Annotated in this window: 20 protein-coding genes; 6 read left to right on the forward strand and 14 right to left on the reverse strand. The window is 47.0% G+C overall.

Annotated features, from left to right (window positions below):
- Positions 1-94 precede the first annotated feature (94 nt).
- The 11 genes from DP923_RS10000 to DP923_RS10055 all read right to left on the reverse strand — a co-directional run bounded on the left by DP923_RS10000 (position 95) and on the right by DP923_RS10055 (position 13,252).
- On the reverse strand, positions 95-2,419 hold the full coding sequence (locus tag DP923_RS10000) for a M1 family metallopeptidase (protein WP_112305727.1): 2,325 nt from the start codon (positions 2,417-2,419) through the stop codon (positions 95-97).
- A gap of 48 nt (positions 2,420-2,467) precedes the next feature.
- Entirely contained in the window at positions 2,468-3,061 is a 594-nt protein-coding gene (locus DP923_RS10005; protein WP_112305728.1) for a HupE/UreJ family protein, read from the reverse strand.
- Between the two features lie 197 nt (positions 3,062-3,258).
- On the reverse strand, positions 3,259-4,002 hold the full coding sequence (locus tag DP923_RS10010; RefSeq protein ID WP_112305729.1) for a DUF4142 domain-containing protein: 744 nt from the start codon (positions 4,000-4,002) through the stop codon (positions 3,259-3,261).
- A 311-nt stretch (positions 4,003-4,313) separates the two neighbouring features.
- The gene (locus DP923_RS10020) at positions 4,314-4,865 is read right to left on the reverse strand and encodes an REP-associated tyrosine transposase (protein WP_112305731.1); all 552 of its coding nucleotides are present in this window, start codon (positions 4,863-4,865) and stop codon (positions 4,314-4,316) included.
- 448 nt (positions 4,866-5,313) lie between these two features.
- Positions 5,314-7,932: an ATP-dependent chaperone ClpB gene (clpB, locus tag DP923_RS10025; RefSeq protein ID WP_112305732.1), complete on the reverse strand. Its 2,619-nt coding sequence runs from the start codon at positions 7,930-7,932 to the stop codon at positions 5,314-5,316.
- Between the two features lie 207 nt (positions 7,933-8,139).
- Entirely contained in the window at positions 8,140-8,718 is a 579-nt protein-coding gene (locus DP923_RS10030) for a YceI family protein (RefSeq protein WP_112305733.1), read from the reverse strand.
- A 6-nt stretch (positions 8,719-8,724) separates the two neighbouring features.
- Positions 8,725-10,080 carry a hypothetical protein gene (locus DP923_RS10035; RefSeq protein WP_112305734.1) on the reverse strand — a complete coding sequence of 452 codons (1,356 nt, stop codon included), beginning with the start codon at positions 10,078-10,080 and terminating at the stop codon, positions 8,725-8,727.
- A 35-nt stretch (positions 10,081-10,115) separates the two neighbouring features.
- A complete protein-coding gene (locus tag DP923_RS10040; RefSeq protein ID WP_112305735.1) occupies positions 10,116-10,703 on the reverse strand; it encodes a YceI family protein in 588 nt (195 codons plus the stop codon).
- Between the two features lie 254 nt (positions 10,704-10,957).
- On the reverse strand, positions 10,958-11,746 hold the full coding sequence (locus DP923_RS10045) for an SDR family NAD(P)-dependent oxidoreductase (protein ID WP_112305736.1): 789 nt from the start codon (positions 11,744-11,746) through the stop codon (positions 10,958-10,960).
- A gap of 64 nt (positions 11,747-11,810) precedes the next feature.
- Positions 11,811-12,494 carry a deoxyribonuclease V gene (nfi, locus tag DP923_RS10050; RefSeq protein WP_112305737.1) on the reverse strand — a complete coding sequence of 228 codons (684 nt, stop codon included), beginning with the start codon at positions 12,492-12,494 and terminating at the stop codon, positions 11,811-11,813.
- Between the two features lie 113 nt (positions 12,495-12,607).
- Positions 12,608-13,252, reverse strand: coding sequence for a hypothetical protein (locus DP923_RS10055; protein ID WP_112305738.1), 645 nt, complete (start codon positions 13,250-13,252; stop codon positions 12,608-12,610).
- Between the two features lie 140 nt (positions 13,253-13,392).
- On the opposite strand from DP923_RS10055, the gene DP923_RS10060 reads away from it, so the two are divergent.
- From DP923_RS10060 to DP923_RS16695, 5 genes are all read left to right on the forward strand, one after another.
- A complete protein-coding gene (locus DP923_RS10060) occupies positions 13,393-14,067 on the forward strand; it encodes a dienelactone hydrolase family protein (protein ID WP_112305739.1) in 675 nt (224 codons plus the stop codon).
- 259 nt (positions 14,068-14,326) lie between these two features.
- On the forward strand, positions 14,327-16,555 hold the full coding sequence (locus DP923_RS10065; RefSeq protein ID WP_112305740.1) for an NADP-dependent isocitrate dehydrogenase: 2,229 nt from the start codon (positions 14,327-14,329) through the stop codon (positions 16,553-16,555).
- 271 nt (positions 16,556-16,826) lie between these two features.
- A complete protein-coding gene (locus DP923_RS16900) occupies positions 16,827-17,003 on the forward strand; it encodes a hypothetical protein (protein ID WP_317047275.1) in 177 nt (58 codons plus the stop codon).
- Positions 16,996-17,376 carry a transposase gene (locus tag DP923_RS10070; RefSeq protein ID WP_317047276.1) on the forward strand — a complete coding sequence of 127 codons (381 nt, stop codon included), beginning with the start codon at positions 16,996-16,998 and terminating at the stop codon, positions 17,374-17,376. The genes DP923_RS16900 and DP923_RS10070 overlap by 8 nt, the downstream gene beginning before the upstream one ends.
- Before the next feature lie 133 nt (positions 17,377-17,509).
- Positions 17,510-17,680, forward strand: coding sequence for a hypothetical protein (locus DP923_RS16695; RefSeq protein ID WP_165838173.1), 171 nt, complete (start codon positions 17,510-17,512; stop codon positions 17,678-17,680).
- Here the strand turns inward: DP923_RS16695 and DP923_RS10075 are convergent.
- Positions 17,661-19,148: a M28 family peptidase gene (locus tag DP923_RS10075; protein WP_112305741.1), complete on the reverse strand. Its 1,488-nt coding sequence runs from the start codon at positions 19,146-19,148 to the stop codon at positions 17,661-17,663. The two genes, DP923_RS16695 and DP923_RS10075, sit on opposite strands and share 20 nt — an antisense overlap.
- Positions 19,149-19,381: 233 nt before the next feature.
- On the opposite strand from DP923_RS10075, the gene DP923_RS10080 reads away from it, so the two are divergent.
- Positions 19,382-20,911, forward strand: coding sequence for a M20/M25/M40 family metallo-hydrolase (locus DP923_RS10080; protein WP_239021000.1), 1,530 nt, complete (start codon positions 19,382-19,384; stop codon positions 20,909-20,911).
- Positions 20,912-21,098: 187 nt separating this feature from the next.
- Here DP923_RS10080 and DP923_RS10085 read toward each other — a convergent pair whose 3' ends face one another.
- Positions 21,099-24,050 carry a M16 family metallopeptidase gene (locus DP923_RS10085; protein ID WP_112305743.1) on the reverse strand — a complete coding sequence of 984 codons (2,952 nt, stop codon included), beginning with the start codon at positions 24,048-24,050 and terminating at the stop codon, positions 21,099-21,101.
- 48 nt (positions 24,051-24,098) lie between these two features.
- On the reverse strand, positions 24,099-25,970 hold the full coding sequence (locus DP923_RS10090; protein WP_112306229.1) for a DNA polymerase III subunit gamma/tau: 1,872 nt from the start codon (positions 25,968-25,970) through the stop codon (positions 24,099-24,101).
- Positions 25,971-26,242 lie beyond the last annotated feature (272 nt).

Below are 26,242 nucleotides of genomic sequence, written 5' to 3' on the forward strand. Positions count from 1 at the left end.
CGGCTTATACTTTAAAATCAGCTTAAAAATAAAAAGCCTCCGGACTAAATCCGGAGGCTTTTTGGCTAGCTAAAAGTAAGAAAAGCGCCTGTGATTATTTTGAGCCACTACCTGATGCACCAGCTGGTGCGCTTTGGAGCTGCATGGGGTTAGGCCGTGGCTGGTTGTTTTGCTTGTATAGCTCGAACCTGGAAGGTGCCATCCGGCGCGGGAAATAGTTGTTGGAAAGGTCGGTATCTGCGGTTTGCAGGTATGGGTCCAGCTCGAAACTGGCTACCGGCTTTTCCGTGATAAATACTTTTGTTATTTCCTCGTTGTTGTAGCGCCAGATCTCGGCAGGGATGTTCACGATCTCCTCTGTTCCGTCTTCGAAGGCCATCCTAACTACTAACGGCATAACCAGCCCGCCATTGTTCCGGAAGCCAACTTCGTAGAAATTTAATCCCGAATCGAGTGTTTTTTTCTGCTCTGGCGTCAGTCCTTTCAGGAAGGTCTGGTGCGCAGCTTTGTCGGTTGCCGTGCTGGCGAGCGGGTCGTAGCTGTTGTAAAAGTCTTTTAGTTCCGGCTTTGTATCTACCAGTGTTTTGGTTATACTTTTAAGGTTGCGTTGTTGAGAAAGCGTTTTAGGTGCTTTATTTTGTGCATTGCGTTTCTGGGCGCTTACAAACTCCGGGTCTTGCGAGTCAATGGTATACCATTTCACGTCTTCCATTGCAATTTCGGTGTGGTCGGTGGTATAGAACCAACCTCTCCAGAACCAGTCCAGGTCTACGCCCGAAGCATCTTCCATGGTCCGGAAAAAATCAGCCGGCATCGGGTGTTTAAAGGCCCAGCGGTTTGAGTATTCTTTGAAAGCATAATCGAACAGCTCGCGGCCCATTACTGTTTCACGTAAAACATTAAGTGCTGTAGCAGGCTTGCCGTATGCGTTATTGCCAAACTGAAGTACAGATTCTGAGTTGGTCATGATCGGCACCTGCGTGGTTTTGTCGCTTTTCATGTAGGTAACAATCTTGCTTGGCTCGCCTCGGCTCGATGGGTAATCTTTCTCCCATTCCTGCTCTGCCAGGTACTGCATAAAGGTGTTTAGGCCTTCATCCATCCAGGTCCATTGGCGCTCATCCGAGTTAATAATCATCGGGAAGAAGTTGTGGCCCACTTCGTGGATGATAACCGAGATCAAACCATACTTGGTGCGATCGGAGTAAGTGCCATCCGGCTCCGGGCGATACCCGTTAAATGAAAGCATCGGGTACTCCATGCCACCTACCGGGCCATGCACCGAAATCGCGATCGGATAAGGATAATCGATGGTATGCTTGGAGTATACTTTCAACGTATGCGCTACGGCCTCCGTAGAATACTGCCCCCAAAGCGGATTTGCTTCTTTTGGATAGTATGACATCGCCATCACGTTTTTGCCGGCCACTTTTACGTTCATGGCATCCCAGATAAATTTACGTGAGCTGGCCCAGGCAAAATCACGCACATCTTTGGCCACAAAAGTCCAGGTTTTCTTTCCCTTCGCTTTTGATTTTTCGGCTTGCGTGGCTTCGGCCTGGTTTACTATTACAACAGGTTTGCTGGCTTTTGAGGCATCTGCCCAGCGCTTCTGTTGTGTGGAAGTTAATACTTGAGAAGCGTTTTGCAACTCGCCGGTAGAAGCAACAACATGGTCAGCGGGTACGGTTAAGCTTACTTTATAATCGCCGAAGGGCAGGGCAAATTCACCGCTTCCCAGAAACTGCTTGTGCTGCCAGCCGTTCACGTCATCGTACACCGCCATTCTTGGGAACCACTGCGCCATCTCGTACAGGTAATTGCCATCTTCCGGAAAATACTCGTAGCCCGAACGGCCGCCCATCGTTTTTTGGTTGTTGATGTTGTGGTTCCAGTCGATGCTGAAGGTAAAGCTCTGTTTTGGTTTTAAGTCGGAAGGCAAGTCAATACGCATCATGGTGTTGTTGATGGTATACTTCAGTGCTTTACCATTTCTGTCTTTGATCGATTTAATCTTGAAACCACCGTCAAACTTTTCTTTGGTTAAATACTCGATTGCCTGCAACGACATTTTATCCTGCAGCTGGCCGGTCTCGGTTAAGTTGGCCATGGACTTTGGCTCGTAGATATTCTGATCTAACTGTACCCACAGGTAGGTGAGCACATCCGGCGAATTGTTGGTATAGGTTATGGTCTCAGAGCCTGTAATAGATTGGTTGTCATCGTTCAGTTCGGCTTTGATGTTATAGTCGGCGCGCTGCTGCCAGTATTGGTGGCCCGGTGCGCCCGAAGCTGTACGGTAAGTGTTGGGTGTCGGAAGCTCCTGGCCCAACTGTGCAAATTTGGTATCCTGGGCAATAGCTGCGACCGGTCCGGCAGCAAAAGCTAAAATAGCCAGGTATTTTAGGATGTTTGTCATTAAGGGAGTGAGTATAATTGTAAGGTAGTTTCTGTATTGTATTGAGCGTCAAAAGATACTGGTTTCCATTATTAAAATCAAGGCGATGCCTGCTGCCATACTGGAGAGCACCATGATCCAGTCACGTTTTTTAGCATGAAAGAGGTTCATGACCAGGTAACCGATAACCAGCAGAATGGTTACGATCAGTAACTGGCCCAGCTCAATGCCGATGTTAAAAGCCAGTAGCTGCTCCCACACATGGCTGCTGCGGCCCAGCAACGAACGCAGGAAATTGGAAAAGCCCATCCCATGTATCAGCCCGAAAAAGATAGCCATCAAATTATGCAGCGACCAGATCGGGTGTTGTTTGGTTGCGGCGCCTTTCAGTTTAAAAAAGTTGGTGATGCAGGTTATCAGTATGGTGACCGGTATCAGGAACTCGATCAGGGCTGTATCAAATTTAAGGATGTTGAACGTGGAAAGCGCCAGCGTGATAGAATGCCCGATCGTGAAACTGGTAACCAACGCAATTACTTTTCGCCAGTCGGATAACGTATAAATTGCGCTCAGGGCAAGTAAAAACAGCATGTGGTCGTACGCGCCGAAATCGAAAATATGATGGAAGCCAAGCTCCATGTAGGTCTGGAAAACAGAAGACACAGCAGATTAAAGTAAGTAGAAAGTATAAATCAGGCTCTTAAATTAGGTGTTTATACTTTCATGTGCAAAAATGGGAGAGATGAGTCTGCCTGTAAAGTACACATGAAGCCTGTAGGCAAGCTTTCCTCAAAGTATAAAAAAGCAGAAGCCGGTAACTGCTGGGCTACCGGCTTCTGTCTTAAAGTATAAATTTATACTTAGTCTACTTTGCTTTCGATTGCGTCTGCTTTCTTCTGGTGGTCGCGCAACGTAGGAAGTGTTTTTTCAGCGAAATTCTTTACAGCTGGTGCGCTGGCATTATTGCTTTTAGCTTCAAACATGGCGATATCCATTTTGTGAGCTGTTTCCATCGCATCCATGTAGGCTTCATCAAACTCTGCGCCCGATTTGGCCTTTAATTTATCTACCATGGCCTGGTGCATCGGCATCATAGTTTCAGGCAACGTGACACTCATTTGGGAAGCAACATTTTTCAGGTTTTTAGTAGCGGTCGTATGGTGGCTTACCATCATGTTGCCAAACTCCTTTACCTTCGGACTTGTTGCTTTCTGAGCTGCCATTTTACCAAGCTCAATTTCCAGTAAGTTACTGCTGGCGGCTGTCATCATAAACGTAGGATCATCCAGGTTCATCATAGCAGCCATATCAACTGTTTCGTCCATACCTGTACCTGTTCCCATACTTGCATTAGAGCCGGTAGCTGTATTTATTCCGGTAGCATCGCCTGTGTTAGTGGGTACATCCGGGTCGGTTCCATCATCTGTAATGGTTACATCTTCTTCTGTGTCGGTAATCTGTACACTTTCCGTGGCCGAGCCTGCTGCAGTTACAGTTTCAGAGCTTTCCATAGCGGTACCATCTGATGTTGCCGTATCGGTGCTGTTACATGCAGTGGCCATTACCATCGTGCCCGCAACAAAATAATACATTATCTTTTTCATAGCTTGTTCTTTTTTAGTGGTTTATAGGTCAGGATTTTATACGGCAGACTAGTAAGGAGGTTAAGGTTTAAGTGAAAGAAGGCATAGTGGAAGGATCAGTTTAAGAATAAATAGAAGCAAGGCAGGGCATTTACACATGCATACTTCCGGAAGCGTATACTTTGTCTGCCGCTGGTTTAGCGCAGCGTAACTGGTGGTTATCCATAACAGCAAGCTTCCAACTTTCGTAGCGACCACTTCATAGCCTTCAGGCATATACAAGTAAGCTGAAAGTCTGTCTCATGCACTTTTATAAGTTTGCGGCCGGAATTTTACTCGATTAAAATAATATCAATCAGACCTTTATGATGGCCTGTATAATCTTTGGCGCTGCTGTACAAATATTCCCACGGCTCTTCCACAAATCCAGCCTCTACAGGATTTTGATGTACATAATCCAGCCTTTGCTGCATGATTTGGTTGTTTGTTAATTCGATGGGATGATTGTGCTGCTGCCAGAACTGATACGTTTCGTTTTTGGGGTTCCGGCTACCGGCTCTCCTGAACATCCAGAGCATCCACTCCTGGCGGCTTTCCTGGTTATGCTCTTCTATTGTTTTGAGGATCGTTTTGGAAGTATGGCGTTTCAAATCCCGCAGGATTGCTTCAATAGGTTGATTGTTGCTGCCGATGATCAGGTGTACGTGGCTGCTCATGATGCACCAGGCGTATACTTCCAGTCCTTTGTGGTTGATACAGTATTTCAGGCTTTCTACCACAATATCTTTATACTCCCGCCTTACAAAAACATCAATCCAGTTTACTACAGCAAATGAAACAAAGTATAGCTTCGACTGGTCCCGGATTTTATAGTTGCGGCTCATAGTTGATTTAACTTTGAGCAGAAAGTATGGTTACGTTTTCCTGCCATTTCTACCGCGAGCTTTCAGCTTGTGGTTGTGCATGAGGCAAGCTTTCAGCTTGCGGGAGTAGTACCACGAAGTATGATGAACGATGAAAGTGGTTCACGCAAGCTGAAAGCGTGCTATCATGGAAAGCCACCAGTTACGCTGCGCTAAACTAGCGGCAGGGGAGGGATGTAATAATATTTAAAAAAGAGGTATTAGAGAAAATTGCTTCAGGACTAATTTTACTGATATAAAAAATTCGCAATGCAATTTTAATAATATAATAAGAGATATGGTTTAAGTGATGATGCATTTGAAGACGATCCCGACAATTATTTGGGATATAGTTCAAACAAAATAAAACCCCGCCATTCTAAAGGAACAGCGGGGTTTATAAACTATACTTAACTTAAACTTTAAACTATTACTCGGCGGCCGGCAGTACCAGGTCCACGTTGTTAAACCTGATCTTACCATTTTCAAGCACGGCTTCTACTACCGAATCTTTACTGATCGTATTTGCCAGGATCTCCTTCGAAAGCTCGTTCAGTACTTGGCGCTGCAACACACGCTTCAACGGTCGGGCACCAAACTGCGGATCGTAACCCTGCTCACCTAAGTAATCCAGCACCTCGTCGGTAGCAACCAGTCGGATTCCGGACTCGTCCAGGCGGTCCTGGATGTGGCGGAACTGGATGGTCACAATCTTGCGGATATCGAAGCGGCTCAGCGGTCGGAACATCACCAGTTCATCGATGCGGTTCAGAAACTCCGGCCTTACCGATTTTTTCAGGAGATCAAACACTTCCTCTTTTGTGCGCTCAATGGTAGCATCCCGGTTTAGCTCGTCCATCGTCTCGAAATTAGACTGGATGATGTGCGAACCGATGTTGGATGTCATGATGATGATGGTGTTTTTAAAATTCACCACACGGCCTTTGCTGTCTGTTAAGCGTCCATCGTCGAGCACCTGCAAAAGTATGTTAAACACATCCGGGTGCGCTTTTTCGATCTCATCCAACAACACTACAGAATAGGGCTTGCGGCGAACAGCTTCTGTTAACTGGCCGCCTTCGTCGTAGCCCACATAGCCCGGAGGTGCACCAATCATACGGCTCACGGCGTGGCGTTCCTGGTACTCGCTCATATCAATGCGCACCATCGCGTTTTCATCGTTGAACAGGTAATCGGCCAGCGCTTTGGCAAGCTCGGTTTTACCAACACCCGTCGTACCCAGGAAAATAAACGAACCGATCGGGCGTTTCGGGTCCTGCATACCGGCACGGCTTCGGCGCACCGCATCCGAAATAGCTTCAATCGCTTCTTCCTGACCAGCTACGCGTAAGCCCAGTTCTTTTTCCAGGTTCAGCAGTTTTTCGCGGTCGGATTGCAGCATTTTACTTACCGGAATACCGGTCCATTTGGCAACTACTTCGGCAATATCCTCGGAGGTAACTTCTTCTTTCAGCATCGGGTTTTCGCCTTGCATCTGTTGTACCTGCTGCTGCAGTTCTACCAGCTTGGCTTCCGCTTCCTGGATTTTACCATAACGCAGCTCAGCTACGCGGCCGTAATCGCCGGAACGCTCAGCCTGTTCTGCTTCCAGTTTAAAATTCTCAATTGTTTCCTTTGCTTTCTGAATGCCTTCAATAATCTGCTTTTCGTTTTGCCATTTGGCCCGCAAATCGTCGCGCTTGGTGGATAGCTCCGCAATTGTTTTGGAAAGTATGGTTTCCTTGTCTTTGTCGTTTTCACGGCGGATAGCTTCGCGTTCAATTTCGAGCTGCATAATGCGGCGCTGCAGTTCGTCCAGTTCTACAGGCAACGAGTCTATTTCGATGCGGAGTTTGGCAGCGGCTTCATCCATCAAATCAATGGCTTTATCCGGTAAAAAGCGGTCGGTGATGTAGCGGCTCGAAAGCTCCACGGCAGCAATAATAGCATCGTCTTTAATGCGCACGCCGTGGTGTACTTCATACTTGTCCTTAATACCGCGAAGTATGGAAATGGCATCCGGTACGCTCGGCTCATCTACTGTTACCGCCTGAAAACGACGTTCCAGCGCTTTATCTTTCTCGATGTACTTCTGATATTCTTTCAGCGTAGTGGCACCAATGGCATGCAGCTCGCCGCGCGCGAGGGCTGGCTTAAGTAGGTTGGCAGCATCCATGGCGCTGTCGCCGCCGGCACCCGCCCCGATCAGCGTGTGCATCTCATCTATAAACAGTACGATCTCGCCTTCGGCATCAATTACTTCTTTTATCACCGCTTTCAGGCGTTCCTCGAACTCGCCTTTATACTTGGCACCTGCCACCAGCAAGCCCATATCGAGACTCATCAGGGTTTTGTTTTTCAGGTTTTCGGGCACGTCGCCGGATACAATGCGCTGTGCCAGACCTTCTACAATGGCTGTTTTACCAACGCCAGGCTCGCCTAAAAGCACCGGGTTGTTTTTGGTGCGTCGGCTCAGGATCTGCAACACACGGCGTATCTCTTCGTCGCGGCCAATAACAGGGTCTATCTTACCAGAACGCGCCATTTCGTTCAGGTCGCGGGCGTAACGCTTCAGCGAGTTATACTTTGCTTCGGCATTCTGGTCGGTTACTTTAGAGCCGCCGCGCAGTTCCTTAATCGCTTTTTTGAGGTCTTTCTCATTAAAGCCAACATCCTTCATCACACCGGCTACTTTATCGCGGCCAGCCAGCATTCCCAGCAGCATATGCTCGATGGCCACGTACTGATCGCCGAACTCTTTTAAGTAAGAAGTTGCTTTCTGAAGTGCCGTGTTTGCATCGTTTGCTAAGTACGGACCGCCGCCGCTTACTTTCGGGTAAGCCGCCACAATCTCATCAAGCTTGCTGTGCAGAATGTTGCCGTTGATATTTAGTTTCTGAAGCAGGAAGTTGGTTACGTTCTCGTCTGTCTCCAGAATGGCTTTTAAAATGTGCCCGGTTTCGATTGCCTGCTGCTGAAAGCCGCCTGCAATTTCGGTTGCCTTCTGGATGGCTTCCTGGGCTTTTATGGTATAGTTATTAAAGTTCATGGCTATTTATACTTTGTATGCTTACTTGTACGAGGCTAAATGCAAAGTATAAACCAATGGTATTTTCAGCTAAAAAACCTGTAATTTAGTCAGTTATAGCAGTTTTAATCAAAAAATTCAGGACATAATGTCTGTTAAACCAAAGCACCTTGAAAGTATACCTTCAAGGCGCTTTAAATAAATCTCAATTCCAGCGGAAGATTCTCATTACCGGTCTGCCAGATTATCAGACTCCAGCGCGAGTTCAACTGTAATCTGAAGCTCGTCCTGTACTTTAAACAGACCACCCAGCTTTTTGGGAGTTACTAACCCGATCTCAGAGAAATCCAGGCAAATGTTACTCTTTAATAACTCTGTCTGGTTTTCTGATAAAGTATAAAACTTCACATCGTTCAGAAGTATGTTTTTCCCGGCCAGTTCCAGCTGCAGTTCTCCGGTGTAGTCGTTGCCGTGTTTTTTCAGGCTGATGAGCTCAATCCTGATTTCGGGATGCTGCTTTACATTTAGCGTGTTGGCAAAATCACGGTTCAGAAGATAATTTCCGCAGTTAAACTTTGCTACCGAAATCGTTAGTTTCAGCCTGTCTTTTTTAGGGTGTTGCCTGTTTAAGTAAACCGTATTTTTCTGATTGTAGCCTGTATAGGTGCAGTTTACAGCACCCAATGAAGTGTGCGCCTGTACTGTTATCTTGTTCCCCTTCACGATAACAAACGCTTCTCCGGGCATGAATGCTGTACCTGCCACAGCGGCAGCAACCAGAAAAATACGGGTAAGCAACAATACCATCTGTACTTAGAAAGAAATAGCGCCTTCTAGCATGATGCCATCAAACTGGCCACCATTCCGGATATCAGTAGGTGCAAAACCTTTGTACTGCTGCTTTACATATTCTGCTTTGGCCACAATGTTTTTGGTTACAAACCAGCCGCCACCGGCCTGCACTCTCTCCAGGGTTACATTATTGTTTTGTACTGTTGGAGCAGAAGCCAGAGGAGCAAGGCGGCCTTTCACCAGGTTGTAGCGGCCTGCCACATAAAAGTTCTCGTTGCCACCGAAGCGGTATACCAGATCAGTTCCGAGTTGTTTCCAGGTACGGTTGCTTGGCTCATCTGTAGCGCCCACTCTGCCTTTGCCTCTGGCCTGCTCGAAGTTACCAAACAACTCCAACCCTCTGAACTTAACGAACGGGTTAATAACGAAAGCAGTTAAGCTGTTGGTGATGCCCGGGTTAATATGGCCGGAAGTAAAGTTAGTGGCTGTAGTAACGGCTGCACCGCTGGCAACTCTGGCTGGCTCCATCACTAAAAAGTAACGTGAACCGGCGCGGTCGCCGCCATATAAGGTATTCCGAACAGAGCCGGCAGTTGTGTAAACAGAACCGGTCAGGCGTACGCGCAGGTCATCAGAAACCTGGCTGTCGTACCCAAGCTTGCCTATAAACGAAGGCTTGCGCTGCCCCGGGTTCTGAATCCCTCCCTGGATTTCTCCGCCGGTTACAGAGGCTAATGCCAGAAACCCTTTGTAATGATAAATCGCCTCGGCGCCAATTTCGGTTGTGAACGCATCCATAATATAGTTGCCTACAAACGGGTTTTGCAACGCGTGTGCATTATCTGTTCTTCTAAAGTGTGCATCGCCGTAGTTAATTTCCATGTGGCCCACACGCACCGTCAGGTTCTGGAACAGGTTGTTTATTAAGGTGCTGTTCAGAAACTCCGCTTTGTCAATTTGAATGTAGCCACCTTTTACCCATGCTTCCGGGTGGTGCCTGGATGATAAATAAGTGATCAGGTTCAGACGGATACCATCGGCCAGCGCCACATCCAGGTTCAGGTTAGCGGAGGCCAAGTTAAAACCGTTTTCGATTGGCATCAACTCGTTCAGGTTTACTTCTGCGCCATTCTGGTTCTGGAAATTGGCAGTTGCGGTGTTTTTGTGCTGGAGCCCCTGAAACTGCTGGGCAAATCCGCCACCTAAGCGCACTTTTATACCATCAAACGGAATCGTATCTGCTTTGCTTGTTTCGAAAGTGTTCAGGCCGCGTTTATCGTATGGTCTCCAGTACTGCATATCGGAAAGCGTGATCTGGGCAAAAGAACTTAAGCTAAGGCCTAGCATCAGGCTTAAGGAAAGTATGGTTTTTTTCATGACGTTAAATTTTATATCCGTTGGAAGTAGTGTAGTTATTGGATGGCAGCCTGCTGAAAATTAACTTTGAAAAGCAGCGTCAGCTCGTTTCCTGTTTTAATGGTGCCCATCATGGCGGTTGGTGGCTTTATGTTGAAATCAGAAAACTTAATAGCCGCTTCTCCTGCCAGAGAGACCAATTCTCCATTTATACTTGTATCCACTGTAAAAACAACCGGTTTGGTAACGCCTGCAATGGTTAAGTTACCGGCTGCCTGCGCTTTTTTGCCGGACAGGTTTTTAAAAGATGTCAGCGTAAACTGGATATCTGCGTGCTTGTTTGTTTTGAGCGATTCGTAAGCAATTTCATCCATTTTACCTTTGCCGCTTTTCAGCGATTCGGCTTTCATAGTGATGCTCCCGGATTTTACATTTTTCAAGCCGGCACCTTCTACCAGCATTTCTGCCTTGCCTGTTGCCTGGGCAGACGACATTTCCCAGTCGTGTAAGGTCGATGTTCCTTTAACTGCAAGTACAGGCTTGCCGGCCAGGCGGTAAAGGTTCTGAGCCAGCAGGTGGTTTGTAACTCCTGATCCTAAAAGAAGGGTAAGTACAAACAAGAGCTTGGTGGTTACATGTGTCATGTGTATAGCGTTTAGTGCGTAGCCCGGCGGGCTTATTTGATACACAAAAGTAGGGTGCCCGAGCCGCCGGAATAATGATAAACAATTGCAGAAAAGATGATAAATGTTATGTTTCAGAGTTCCGGAAAAGTAAAAGGCAGGTAATTTCAGGGTGCTAAAAACAGCGGAGTATAAAGTATAGAAAGAAGCTTAGTGCATAAAAAAAGGCCACCCGGATCAACTCCGGGTGGCCTTTCTACTTTAAACGTCAACGGTTACTTTACTTCTTTCATTTGCGATTTCATCAGCATGGCCAGCATCGAATCCGGGAAAAGGTTACTGGAAGCGAAGTTAAGTTTGGCACCAAACGTAGGCAGTACGCGGGCATCGCCGTTCATCAGGCCTTTATACCCTTCTTCTGCTACAACCTTCGGATCGGCCAAATCGCCCTGCGCAATTTTGGTGTCCTCCATGTTGGCTACATTAAAGAAATTGGTATCGGTAGCAGGCGGGCAAAGCAGTGTTATAGTTACACCCGTATCTTTCACTTCGTTCTGGATCGCTTCTGTAAACGAAAGTATAAATGCCTTTGTAGCTGCATAAATAGCCTGTTTTGGGTTAGGCATAAACGAAACCACAGAGCCCACCTGCAGTATTTTACCTGACCTGCGCGCCACCATTTCTTTTAAGTATAACTTGGTGAGGTGTACCAGCGAGGCTACGTTTAACTGGATCATACCGAGTTCTTTTTGCAGATCGGTATCCACGAAAAGACCCGACTCGCCAAACCCAGCATCGTTTACCAATACATCAACCTGCAGGCCCAGGCGCTGCACTTCGGCATACAGTTGCTCCGGGCCTTGAGGCAAGCTCAGGTCACAGGGAATAACGGTGGTGCGGCTTTGCGGAAATTCGCGTTGCAGGGTCTGGGCAGCTTCGTCTAAATGAGAACCGTGGCGGGCAACCAGTATCACATGGTAATTATCGCGCACAAAGCAACGGGCCAGTTCGAAACCAATGCCGCTCGAGGCACCGGTAATTAAAGCGTTTTTAGTTGTTTCCATAGAGGTTTTGGGTTTATAAAGTATGTTTATAACTATACCGGTATGCTGCCAGAAAGTTCAGGCCTTATACTTCGCTTTTAAACACGGCGGCATAATGGTCGGCGAGGCGGGTAGGTTCGGGTAATTTATGTTTGAGGGCGCACTCCATCGCAATACGGGTGGCAGTTTCCTGATCTATCAGGTGTCCGGGAGATACAAATACAGGTTTTACGTTATCTTTCGTACGCAGCACATTAGCGATAACCTCCTCTTTATACACTAGCGGCGATATGGCTCCTTTGGTAATTTCAGGCTCTTTATACTTGCCCACCAGCACTTTTTTAGCAACGCCCATGGTTGGTTTGTTTAAGTGGATGCCCAGGTGCGTGGCAATGCCCAACCGTCGCGGATGCGAAATGCCGTGGCCGTCTACCATGATCAGGTCGGGTTTTTGCTGCAGTTTTTTATATGCCTCCAGTACATTAGGCGCCTCCCTGAACGATAAGAAACCCGGAATGTAGGGCAATTGTACCGTGCCGTGGTGCCATACTTTTTCCAGCACTTCCATACTTGGGTAAGCCAGCAACACAAACACAGAAAGTATGGAATCCTCGCCGATAAAAGACGAATCGCAACCGGCAATCAGTTTCAGGTCGAAGTCGGGTTTTTGAAGTATGATTTGCGCCTGCATGTCGCGTTGCTGCTCGGTCAGTTTTTTCAGAATAGCCGGATCGGGCGCAGGGTAATCAAATCGTTTATAGTAAGCCATTATTTAATTTTGAATAACTGAATTTTGAATAATTGAATTTCAAATTGTAGTTGATCATACGCAGTATTCATCCTGATATTCAAAATTCAGTTATTCAAAATTCAAAATTAAACCTAAGCGCTGCACGGGTAAATGAGCTTGGCAAAGAGCAGGTACCAATTGCCGTCAGCAAAACCGAAATGAAACTCAAAAGAAGTTGCCGTATGCAGCACGGATTTCTGAACGTGCGGTAAAGTGGTTTTTATACGATCAACTTCAGCATCTGACAAGCTGGCGTAATACCAGTAGCCACTTTGCCTGAACTTAGCGGGGCCGGCTACAAAACAACCGTCTTTGCTGTAACCTGATTTCCCGGCTTCGTAATTCATTTCACCGCAATCAAATGCCGGCCATACTTCCGCAGTCAGGTTGCAGGTTTTGACTTCTTCGGCAACTGTAAAAAAGGACCTGCTCCGATACGTGCGCTTAAAATCTGAAATGACGGTTACGTGTGTCATTTTAGGCATGGCGCCCGACTGTTCTATTATCCAAAGGCCGTATTTTGGATGGATGAATAGGTTTATACTTGCCGTATCGGAAGTTTGCAGGGCAGTCAGGAAATCCTCAAAAGCGGTGGCAAAGTCGGCTGTATCGGGTTTAGTTATACTTTCCTGCGTTGATTGAGGTGCTTGCGGGCGTTCGGAATTCGCTGCGGCATCCGGTTGCGGCTTGTTGCAGGCTGCGCAAAGTATAAAAAGTATAAACAGCAGATTTCTCATGGGAGTTGCTTTCAAACGTCCTACGTGTTGGCGGTTGTTAGGTGCAGCTCAGCAAGAACTTTAGCTACCTGCAGGCGTAAATTGAGAGGCTGCATTTCCCCGCAGCGAACAGGGGATCTACTTAATTTTAAATTACGATCATGCCGGAATATACTTTCAATAACAGCGTTCAGATGGATGTGGAGAATGCCCAGCTTACAGGCGACCTGATGATACCCGAAAACCCGAAGGGGCTGGTTATACTTTTGCAGGGCACCGGCCGAAATCGGAACAACCCGCGCAATATGTTTGTAGCCGAACATTTACAGCACTCCCGATTTGCTACACTGCTGATAGATCTCCTTACGCCTGAAGAAAGCGCAGACCAGAACGCCCCTGCCATCACTTTGCTAACCGAACGCCTGATAAGCGCCGTGAACTGGTTGCAACAACACGACGAAACCAGGGATTTTAACATCGGGTTTTTCGGGGCAAGTACCGGAGCAGCCGTTGCGCTAAGTGCAGCCGCAGCGTTGGGCAGCGATATTGTAGGCGCAGTCGTTAGCCGCGGAGGCCGCCCAGATCTGGCAGATGCCGTTTTGCCTGATGTAGCATCACCCACCTTGCTGATTATGGGAGGGAGAGATGAAGAAGTGCTTGATTTCAATAAGACAGCGCAGGACAGATTACAATGTATAAAAGACCTACAACTGGTACCCGATGCCACGCATTTATTTGAAGAACCCGGTGCCCTCGAAATGGCCGCCCAACTTGCCACCGATTGGTACCGCAAATACCTGGAGCCTAAAAAGCAGCACGCCTTGCGCCAGGAATAACAAGCTAATAGGAGAGCAGCAAAGTATAAATTTAAGATAACCTTCGTTTATACTTTGCTGCTTTTTAAAGTATAAATCCGGGCTCTCATGCAACACAAAAAAGTACGCAGCCAAGCTATACTTTCCGAAGCCGGGCTTGTATGAAGCTCAGGAAACCTGCTGCTACGCGCTCCATTATCAAAAAGACTCTTATATTTGTTACAGATACCTGTTACTGCCGCCTTTTGGAGTAGTAACATAGCTTTAAACAAAAGAAAACATGACAACAAAGACAGCTAAAATTGTTTACACCATAACCGACGAAGCACCTGCGCTTGCCACACATTCCTTTTTACCGATCGTAAAAACGTTTACCAAAGCAGCTGGCATCGAAGTAGAAACTAGAGATATTTCACTTGCAGGCCGTATTTTGGCTACTTTCCCTGAGAACTTAACCGAAGAACAGAAGCAGAACGATGACCTGGCTTATTTGGGCGATCTGGCAAAGACACCGGAGGCAAACATCATCAAATTACCCAACATAAGTGCTTCTATTCCACAGCTGACGGCTGCTATAAAAGAGTTACAGGCGCAAGGCTATAAAATTCCGGATTACCCTGCAGACCCGCAGAACGATGCTGAAAAAGAAACAAAAGCACGTTATGCTAAAGTACTGGGCAGCGCTGTAAACCCGGTTTTAAGAGAAGGAAACTCTGACAGAAGAGTAGCCGATCCGGTAAAAGAATATGCTAAAAAGAACCCGCACTCCATGGGAGCCTGGTCTGCTGATTCTAAAACGCACGTAGCCCACATGACCGAAGGCGACTTTTATGGCAGCGAAAAATCTGTTACCGTAGAGCAAGCCGGCGAAGTGAAGATCGAATTCGTTGGCGCAGACGGAAGTACAAAAACCCTGAAAGAAGGCTTGAAACTGAAGGCCGGCGAAATTATAGATGCGTCTGTGATGAGCAAAAAAGCCTTGCGCGCTTTCTTCGAAAAAGAGATTTCGGATGCAAAAGAAGCCGGTGTTTTACTGTCGCTGCACCTGAAGGCAACCATGATGAAAGTATCCGATCCTATTATGTTCGGGCACGCAGTCACGGTTTTCTTTAAGGATGTATTCGAGAAGCACGCCGCCACATTCGAACAAATTGGTGTAGATGCCAACAACGGTTTAGGCGATGTGTACGCCAAGATCAAAACCTTGCCGGATGCCCAACGCGAAGAAATTGAAGCCGATCTGAAAGCAGCTTATGCCAACCGCCCGGAACTGGCGATGGTAGATTCTGACAAAGGCATTACCAACCTGCACGTGCCAAGCGATGTGATCATTGATGCCTCCATGCCGGCTGCTATCCGTTCGTCGGGTAAAATGTGGGGAACCGATGGCAAACTGCACGATACAAAAGCCATTATCCCGGACCGCAGCTATGCCGGTATTTACCAAGAAGTGATCAAATTCCATAAAGAGAATGGCGCTTTCGATGTAACCACCATGGGTACGGTGCCAAACATTGGTTTGATGGCGCAGAAAGCAGAAGAGTATGGCTCACATGATAAGACATTCCAGTTAGCAGAAAGCGGAAAAATACACGTAGTGGATGCTGCCGGTAATACGCTGATGGAGCATAACGTAGAAGAAGGTGATATCTGGAGAATGTGCCAGACCAAAGACTTGCCGGTTCAGGACTGGGTGAAACTGGCCGTAACAAGAGCCCGCATTACCAACACGCCAGCTATTTTCTGGCTGGATGCACAGCGCGCCCACGATGCCAACCTGATCAAAAAAGTAGAAAAATACTTACAGGACCACGACACCAACGGCCTTGAAATTAAGATCATGTCGCCGGTAGAAGCGATGCGTTATACTTGCGAGCGCGCCAAAGCTGGTGAAGACACTATTTCGGTAACAGGAAACGTACTGCGCGATTATTTAACAGACCTTTTCCCGATTCTGGAGCTGGGTACAAGCGCTAAAATGCTTTCGATTGTGCCGTTGCTTGATGGTGGTGGCTTGTTCGAGACTGGTGCCGGTGGCTCTGCGCCAAAGCACGTGCAACAGTTCGCTGAAGAAAATTACCTGCGTTGGGATTCGCTTGGCGAGTTTTTAGCGCTGGCCGTATCGCTGGAAGATCTGGCGTACAAAACCAAAAACGAAAAAGCCCAAGTGCTGGCTGAAACGCTGAACCAGGCTAACGGCAAATTCCTGGAGAATGACAAATCGCCTTCGCGCAAAGTAGGTGGTATCGATAACCGTGGCAGCCACTTCTACCTGGCCTTATACTGGGCACAGGCACTTGCCGAGCAAACTACAAACCAGGAACTGAAAGACAAGTTCTCGGCCTTCGCGAAAGCATTAACAGATAACGAGCAGAAGATTGTAGACGAGCAGATCGCAGCTCAAGGCAAACCTGTAGATATGGGCGGTTACTACCACCCGGATATGCAAAAAACAGAAAAAGCCATGCGTCCAAGCGAAACGCTTAACAGCATTCTGGCTGGTTTCTAAGTATAATCAAAGTATAAAAAGTAAAGGCTGCCTGAGAGATTGGGCAGCCTTTTTTATGAGTAAAGTTATCACAAATCTAGCGGGTACTCCGATTTCTAAATCCTCCACATGCCGCAAGTTTAGCGTTAGTGCAACTTGTGGCTACCCATGATGCCAGTTTGTAACTGGCATACTAATCAAAATCCATACTTTCGCCAGTTACAAACTGGCACCAATCTCAACCACCAGTTACCGCTTCGCTCAAACTGGCGGTATGTTCGTATAGCATACCATGAGCCGAAACTATAAGATCAGCGACCAGAGTAAACTACATTTTATTTCGTTTGCCACTGTAAACTGGATAGATGTATTAACCAGACCGGCCTACAAAGATATTATAGTTGACAGCCTGAATTATTGCATTCAGAACAAAGGATTGGAAGTATACGGCTTGGTGCATCATGTCTAACCACATTCATCTGATCATCGGCTCTGAAACTGAAAACCAATCCGGCATTATCCGCGACCTGAAAAAACATACTTCCAAAACAATAGTAAAGGCCATTGCCGATAACCCCCAGGAAAGCCGCAAAGAATGGATGCTCTGGATGTTTAAGCGTGCAGGAAAGCGCAATATTAATAATAAGGATTTCCAGTTCTGGCAGCAGCACAACCAACCTATCGAGCTAAACTCAAATTTCCTGATAGAGCAGAAGCTTACTTATATTCATAACAACCCAGTAGAAGCTGGTATTATATGGGAGCCAAAGGATTATCCTTATAGTAGAGCAATAGATTATACAGGAGGAAAAGGAATGGTAGATGTTATACTTCTAAGTTGATAAATGCCAGTTACAAACTGGCATCATGTAGAGGGCATGTAGAGGATTTTTCAGGTTAGTACGAGCTACAAGTCTGCACCAGCAAAAGGTATTTACAAGATTCAAAGTATAAACAAGAAGCGGCAGCCAAAGTATGGCTGCCGCTTCTTGTTTATACTTTGAAATTCAATATGATGCTCAAACAACTAAATTACTGCAAGCCAGTCAAACAGCATTTATTGGTCAGTTAAACCAACAAGCTTTTGTAGCAAGCTATACTTTAAAAACAAAGTATAAAATATATGCTAACGCACGCCTACATTAGCGCCCTTATCAACGGCAGGGCGGGCAGGCGTATCGGAAACAGCCCAGCCAGTGGCGTACATCCATTGCGTCATCTTGGTCAGCTTTTCGATATCGATTTTCTCGGCTTCATCGCCTGGTGTATGGTAATCTGGGTGAAGAAGCGTGGTAAAGAAGAGTGCTGGAATACCGGCTTGTGCATACGGAAGGTGGTCGCTGCGGTAATACCAGCGCTCGGGGTGGCTGGCCTGGTCCCATTTGGTATCGAGCTTGAACTTGGTGAGTTGCTGGTTGGCATTAAGGGCCATATTTACCAGTTGCTCAGAGTTACGATGCGGCAGAATAGATCCCAATAAGGCAGCAGAATCCGGTGCGTTTCTGCCGATCATATCAGCATTTAAAACGGCTACAATAGACTCCTTTTTTACCGTAGGCTGCTGCACATAAAACCTGGACCCGTACAGGCCACGCTCTTCGGCACCATGCCACACAAACAAGGCGCTTCTTTTGCCGGGTTTCTGTACCCAGGCCCTGCCGATAGCCAGGAGCGCAACACTTACTGTCGCATTGTCGTCGGCCCCATTCCAGATAGAGTCGCCGGCTACAGGTATGCCTACGCCATCGTGGTCGTGGTGGCTGCTGAACAGCACGTGTTCCTGTTTTAAAGTTTTATCCGTACCGGACGCTATGGCTATTACATTTACAGACGGGTACGTATAACTATCGGCCCTGAGGTGCGCTGCTATCTTCGCATTGGGTTGCTGTAAGTCGCTTGCCCAGGCTTGTCGAACAAGTATAACGGGTGCGGCATCCAGATTTGGCGCCGGAGCCGTACCTTCCAGTTGATAGATTCCTTCTTCCATAGCATGGCCAAAAAAGTTGGCATCAGCCTCGGTTTTAGAGTCGGTAACCAGAAAAATAGCTGCAACACCCTGCCGTTTTAAGATATCCGTCTGTTGCCTGAGCGCAGACAAAACATAACGGTATGTCCATAAACTCATGCCTTTGGCCGGAAGCTTTGCTGGGGGCAACAGGTGCATCGCTACTGTTTTGCCTTTTAAACTTGCCGTTGTATCGGCCATACTTTTCAGCCACATAACAGGTGCTTCCAGTTTGCTTTCTACTGGCGTTGTTAACCAGGCATTTTTCCATAATGTAGCAGGCTTCCCGTTTATACTGATTGTGCTGTTATCGGCTACGGTAGTGCGCCTTAGCGGGAAGAACTGGAAGTATGTTCCGTCGTCGCCGGCAGGTTGTAGCCCGGCTTTGCGGGCTTGTTCGGCAACCCAGGCTGCGGCACGTAGCTCGTCCTGCGTGCCTGCCCTTTTGCCACGCATATCATCACTTGCCAGCTCAAAAAGGTCGCGCTTCAGGTCTTCTTGCTTTATAGCATTTAGTGCAGGGGGCTTTCTAAAGGAGGAGGTTTTGTTTTGAGCATAAGCTGTGCAGCAGGCCGTCGCACACATCAGAAAAGTTAATAGAAGTCTCATAAAAGTCTCTGGTAAATCAGGATGGATAACATATAACACCTTACGGATACTGCTGAAAACCGGAAAATTGCAGTACTGTCGTGCCCGGCAACGCAGCGTTTGTAAAGCATTGATTTTTATATATTAACAAGTATAACAACAGCTTAAGCAATAAACTACAAAAACAATAAAATAGATAACTATATTAGCATAAGCTATTATAAATTAGATCTTAATCTTAACGCTATTTCCTGATGATGAAGAATATTTACAAGTTTTTTCCTGTACTGCTTTTCGCGGTTTCTGCAGGGGCTGCTGTGCAGGCACAGACCATACAGCAGTATGTAAGCAAGAACGACAAAAAGCTGATGGAAGAATACATTCAGTTTCTGTCCATTCCCAATGTTTCTACGGATACTGTTAATATCAGGAAAAACGCAGCTTTTATTCAGGAGATGATGGAGCGCAAAGGTATAAAAGCAGAACTGCTCAACGGAACCACGCCCGGCGTTACTCCGGCAGTATTCGGCGAAATAAAAACACCCGGTGCCACCAAAACCCTTGGCTTTTATGCGCACTACGACGGGCAGCCTGTAAACCCAAAACAATGGCACGAAGGGCTTGATCCGTTTAAGCCTGTTTTGCTTACAGGATCACTTGAGAACGGCGGAAAGATAATGGGCCCTTACAAAAACGGAGACGCCATTAACCCGGAGTGGCGCATCGCAGGCAGAGGCTCCGCAGATGACAAAGCGGGCGTGATGGCGATCATAAATGCATATGAGGCGCTGGTAAAAACCGGTAAAAAGCTTCAGGTAAATATCAAGTTCTTATTTGAAGGAGAGGAAGAAGTTGGCTCCATCCACTTAGACGAGATTTTCAAGAAGCACAAAGCCAAGCTACAGGCCGATTCCTGGATCGTTGTAGACGGACCGCGACATGTGTCCGGGAAAAAGACGATTGTATTTGGGGTGCGTGGCGACGTAAATATGGCATTAACCACATATGGCGCAAAACGGCCACTGCACAGTGGCAACTACGGCAACTGGGCTCCAAACCCCGCCCTGAAAATGGTACAGCTGCTGGCTTCGATGAAAGATAATAAAGGCAACGTATTGATCAAAGGTTTTTATGATGACGTAACACCACTTACATCTTCCGAAAAGAAAGCCATGGCACAGATACCAGATCAGGATGTCCTGCTTAAAAAGGAACTAGGCGTGCATACTCCTGAAAATTCGGAAAGATCCTTAATGGAAGGGGTTATGATACCTACGCTTAACATAAATGGCATACAAAGTGCTAACGTAGGAGCGCTGGCAGGTAATATTATCCCTACAAAAGCAGAAGTCGCCCTGGACCTGCGCTTAGTAAAGGGTAACGATCATCGAAAGCAGGCTCAGAAAGTAATCGATCATATCAAAAGCGAAGGCTACCATGTGGTTACCACTGAGCCAACGGAAGAGGAACGAAGCAAGTATGCCAACCTGATAAAGGTAGAAGTAAAGCATGGCTACAACGCACAGCGTACGCCCATGGACCTGCCTATTTCCAGGAGTGTGCAGGCTGCTGTGCAATCCACTATAAAAGAACCGCTGGTACTTATTCCGACAATGGGGGGTAGCCTGCCTTTATACTTGTTCGAGGAAATACTGGAAACCAAGGTTATCACCGTACCCATCGTAAATTACGACAATAACCAGCATGCTGAAAATGAGAACGTCAGAATCGGTTACCTATGGGAAGGTATAGAAACCATTGCAGCGATTATGCAGATTAAGTAAAATAAGTTTCTACCTATGATCTACCTTTTTACCTGCGTTTAAAGATGAAGTATACCTGTTATTTCAGATACTAGACAAATATAAAATAGAAGTCAGATAAAAGTATAAAACAAAAGCGGCAACCAAAGTATGGTTGCCGCTTTTGCAAAAGTCTGGTGTCTAAAATCCAGCGTCTAACATTTGAATATTAATACCCGAACAGCTCCGTCAGGTTTAGCTGCTTCACTTTGCCATACTTTTCGAGTTCTTTAAAGTTGAGTTTGTCTTTAGAACCGATCACAAGTATAACCTGTGGCTGGCCTTTCACATACTTATGCTGGAACTCCTTCAGTTGGTCGAACGTCATGGTGTTCGCGCTCTGGTATACATCTTTACGGATGTCGTAAGTCAGGCCTAAACGCTTGGCACGCTCGTAGTTAAACAGCACATCAGACCGTGTGATGCGTTCTGTTGAGATGCTGTTCTTTAAAGAGGCTACCGCGTTCTGGAAGTTCGCATCTGCCAGTGGCATATCCGTTAAAAGAGCCTGCATACCAGCCATCGCTTCAGCCAGTTTATCAGACTGCGCCCCGATGTAAGACTGCAGGTAATTGGCGCGGTCTTTTTTAGCAGCAGTAGCGTACGACGAGTAAGTAGAGTAAGCCAGTGCTTTAGACTCACGCAGATCCTGGAACACGATGCCGCCCATATACTCATTATACAAACGTACTACCGGCACAATATCCTTGTTATAAGCTACAGACTTGCTCAGGAACAGCATTTCGGCCTGCACCATGTTGTAATCTGCCCAGTAAACAGTTGGCTGTGCAAAGTCTACTTCTTTGTATACTTTCTCGGCTGGCACAGGCTTTAATGTAGCCGGTACATTGTGGCCGGCGTTAAGTGTTGCTACCAGCTTATCTGTTTCGCGTGGGCCATAGTATAAAACGCGGTGCTCATAAGTTGGGATGCTTTTGATAATGCTTACCAGTTCCTGTGGCTTTACAGCCTTCAGTTGTTTTTCTGAAAGGTTTGTATTGAACGGATTCTTAGCGCCATACTTGGCATAGTTAACCATTGCCTGCTGCAGGATAACGCCTTTATTCTTCTTGGCATCTTCGCGTGCTTTCAGCATCCCGGCTACCATGTCGTTCAGGGCTTGCTGGTTTGGCTTTGCGTTGGCAAGTATACTTTCGAACAGGTTGAGGCCTTGCTCAAAGTTCTCATCCAAACCGGTCAGGCTGATATGTATCTGATCGCCGGAAGAGAACACATCAAACGAAGTACCCAGCTTGTAAAACTCTTTCTGCAGTTCTTCGGCGGTATACTTGTCGGTGCCCAGGTACTTGAGGTAGTTTACCGCCATGCCCAGTTTCTGGTCGTTGTTGGTACCCATATCCAGGATGTAGTATAACTGGAACAGGCCGTTGTCTTTGTTCTTGGTATAGATAACCGGGATGTTCTGCTTCATCGTGGTCTCTACCAGGTCTTTGCTATAGTCTATGAAAACAGGCCGTAACGGCGCTGCTTCTTTGGCCATAAACTGCTTGTAGTATTCGGATTGTACATCGCGGTTAACCGCTACCGGTGTAATAGCAGGTTTCTCTACTTTTTGTGCGTTGGGGTCTTTGCCGGTTTTTTTGTAAACAAGCACATAGTTGTTACCGAAGTATTTGTTGGCAACAGCCATTACATCCTGCTTGGTTATACTGGCAAACGCAGCCGGGCGGCTCACAAATTTCTGCCACGGCATGTCATAAATAAAAGCCGTTACAAAAGCATCAGCGCGGTTGCTGTTATCTTCATACGCTTTCATGGTATTGATCTTGTCGTTGTTAACTACAGCCTGAATCAGAGACTCGTCGAAGTTACCTTTCTTGATCATGTCCAGTTGCCCCAGCAAGAGGTCGCGTACCTGGTCAAGCGTCTGACCCTGGCGTGGCATACCCGTCATCCGGAACATGCCGTAGTCTTTCATCGGGGTGTCGTACGCATAGGCCTGTAACACTTTCTGCTGCTGGTTCAGGTTCAGGTCAACCAAGCCAGCCTGGCCGTTATACAGCAGGTCAGAGATCATTTCGATCACGATAGCATCCTTGTCGTTGATGGCAGGCGTACGGAAAGCGATGGAAATGTTCTCAGCGTCCGGGCCAAGTATTTCTTTCACGATCGGTTTTTGGATCGGCTGCTCCTGCGTCACATCAAATGCAGGCTCAGGCTTCTTTTCCATACTTCCCCAGTATTTATCAATTAAGCGGATGGTCTGGTCGAAATCAATGTCGCCGCTCATGGCAATTGCCATGTTGTTGGGAACATAGTATTTGGTGTAATACTTTTTGATTTCGGTGATGGACGGATTTTTTAGGTGCTCTATGGTGCCGATGGTGCTTTGCGAACCATACTGGTGTGTAGGGAAAAGGGCTGCGCTGATCGCCTCCTGTACTTTCCAGCCGTCATTATCCAGGGTACGGTTTTTTTCTTCATAAACAGCCTCGAGTTCTGTATGGAAAATACGTGGCACCATATCGGCAAAACGGTCCGCTTCCAGTTCTAACCAACGCTCTAGCTGGTTGCTCGGGATGTCGTTTACATACACGGTCTGGTCTACCCAAGTATACGCGTTTGTTCCTTTTGCCCCGATGGCACCTAAAATCTTATCATACTCGTTCGCGACTGCGTACGTGGCCGCTACACCCGACACGGAGTCGATCTGCGCATAGATCTTTTTGCGGGCTGTTTCGTCTTTAGTCGCTCTGTACTTTTCGTAAAGGGCTTCGATCTTATCCAGCTCAACTTTTTCTTTTCCCCAGTTCTGCGTGCCCAGTTCCGATGTGCCCTTAAATACCATGTGCTCCAAGTAGTGGGCAAGTCCGGTTGCATCGGCAGGGTCGTTTTTGGCGCCTGCTCTTACAGCAATAAAGGTCTGCACGCGGGGCGCATCTTCATAGTCTGTCAGGTATACTTTCAGGCCATTGCTCAAGGTATAAATGCGGGCATTCAGCGGGTCGTTTGGGGCAGTTTCGTAAGTATATTCTTTCTGAGTTGCTGTTACAGCCGCTCCATCAGTTGCGGATTGCGTCTGGTAGGTTTCGTTTTTGCATTGTGTAAAGCTAAGACCCAGCGCAAGCAGCAACAAAGAAGTGCCTTTTTGTTTTGTCATAAGGTTGAGATTGGTATATAAGACTATAAATATAGACTTTTTTCTGATTTAGAAATCAGTATCAAGGCCCAAACGTTGTTTTAAGTCAACCAACACCGGAAATTTATCAGCCAGGTAGTTAAATTTATCCTGCGAGGTATACAGTTTGTTTTCGTCCTGCAATTCAATTACCTCCGCCTTCAGTTTTATACTTTTGTTGCCGAGTTCTTTTCTTAATTCTGAAAGCAGGATAGGGCGCAGCGTTGTAAACTGGGCCAGCATCACGTGGTTTTCGAGGTGCAGGGTCAGTTCGTTATCATCGCTGATGTGGTAGTTGCGGTTCAGGAGCGTGTACTCCATCATATTTTCGGCCTTCTTGCGGCGCAGGATCGCATGCCAGATCGTTTTAAGACGCGCTTCATCTACAGGCACGAAAGCGCCGTAATTATCGGTTTCCTCTTCCACCACTGTGGCGGTTTCTGGGGCTGCGGCAGCTTCCGACTGAATAGTTTTCAGGCTCGGCAGTTTGCTCAGCTTTTTCTGGGGCGGGAGCGCCGGGCGGTTCTTATCCGGAGTGGCAGCTGTTAGCACCGGAGGCTGTGGCTGTACGGGCGCAATGTGCGCATCCGGCGTTACCTGTTGCGGTTTAGGCGGTTGTTGCAAGCCTTCGGAAGGCACATTGCCCTGTTGCTGCGGCTGCTGCAAAACCGCCGACGGCACTGTGCCTGCAACAGCTTGCTGCAGGGCTGACGATTGTACGTTGGCACCTGTGGATGGGGTAGAGGCGGGTGCCGGCGCTGCTACCTTAGCTTTTTTTGATTCAGCTCCTTCAACTGCAAAACTTAAAGCGGCGTTCAGGTGTGCCATTTTCATGAGGCAGAGCTCTACGTGCAGGCGTTGGTTTTTGCTGCTCTTGTAATGCATATCGCAGGTACTTACCAAGTTCAGGCCCGAAAGCAGAAACGACACCGAAGCATTGGCAGCCTGCTCGCCATACTTTACTTTAATGTTATCCGATACCTCGAGCAACTGGATGGTAGCTGCATCTTTGCAAACCAGCAAACTCCGGAAGTGTTCGCCAATACCAGCCAGGAAATTGTGTGCATCAAAGCCGTTTTTCAGGATCTCATCAAACAGCAATAAAACACCCGCCAGGTTTTGGGCCAACAGATAATCAGTCAGACGGAAATAGTAATCATAATCCAGTATGTGCAGGTTCTCTACGGTTGCTTTGTAAGTTACATTGCTCCCCGAAAACGTGACCATCTGGTCGAAGATAGAAAGGGCGTCGCGCAAGGCACCGTCAGCCTTCTGCGAGATCAGGTGCAGCGCATCGGGCTCGGCCTGTATACTTTCTTTCTGGGCTATACTTCCCAAATGGCGCACCATATCCTCTACTCTGATGCGGTTAAAATCAAAGATCTGGCAGCGCGAAAGTATGGTTGGGATGATCTTATGACGCTCGGTGGTGGCAAGTATAAAAATGGCGTAGGCAGGCGGTTCTTCCAGCGTTTTCAGGAAAGCGTTAAAAGCCTGGTTTGAGAGCATGTGCACCTCATCTATAATATAGATTTTATACTTACCGGATTGCGGCGCATAACGCACCTGCTCTACCAAATTCCGGATATCTTCTACGGAGTTGTTGGAAGCTGCATCGAGCTCGTGGATGTTAAAAGAACTGCTGGAGTTAAAGCTGCGGCACGATTCGCACTCGTTACAGGCTTCCGTTTCCGGGGTGATATTTTCGCAGTTAATGGTTTTGGCCAGGATACGGGCACAGGTTGTCTTGCCAACGCCACGCGGCCCGCAGAACAGGAATGCCTGTGCCAGGTGGTTGCTGCTGATGGCATTCTTCAGGGTATTGGTTATATGGTGCTGGCCCACCACGCTATCGAACGTGGCCGGCCGGTATTTACGCGCTGATACTACAAAATTTTCCATTACTACAAATATAATCAATCTGAAGCGGAGTTGGGAATGCAAAACCAACACTTTCTTCTGCCTGCTCTGGATAAACCCGACTGGCAGCATTTAACCCCAATAACGCAGCTTAAAGAAAGTAATTGAGGTATGGGTGATAAGTAACGTGGAATATTAAGAAAGGCTTCTGACCCTTGAGTTATACTTCAGAACGAATGATCTGCTAAATTAATTGGGCTTGTATATAATACTTAGTATATAAAATTATACTTTATTAATGGGTAAAAGTGAGT

Origin of the sequence: Pontibacter arcticus (assembly GCF_003284895.1) — a bacterium.
Classification (GTDB): Bacteria; Bacteroidota; Bacteroidia; order Cytophagales; family Hymenobacteraceae; genus Pontibacter; species Pontibacter arcticus.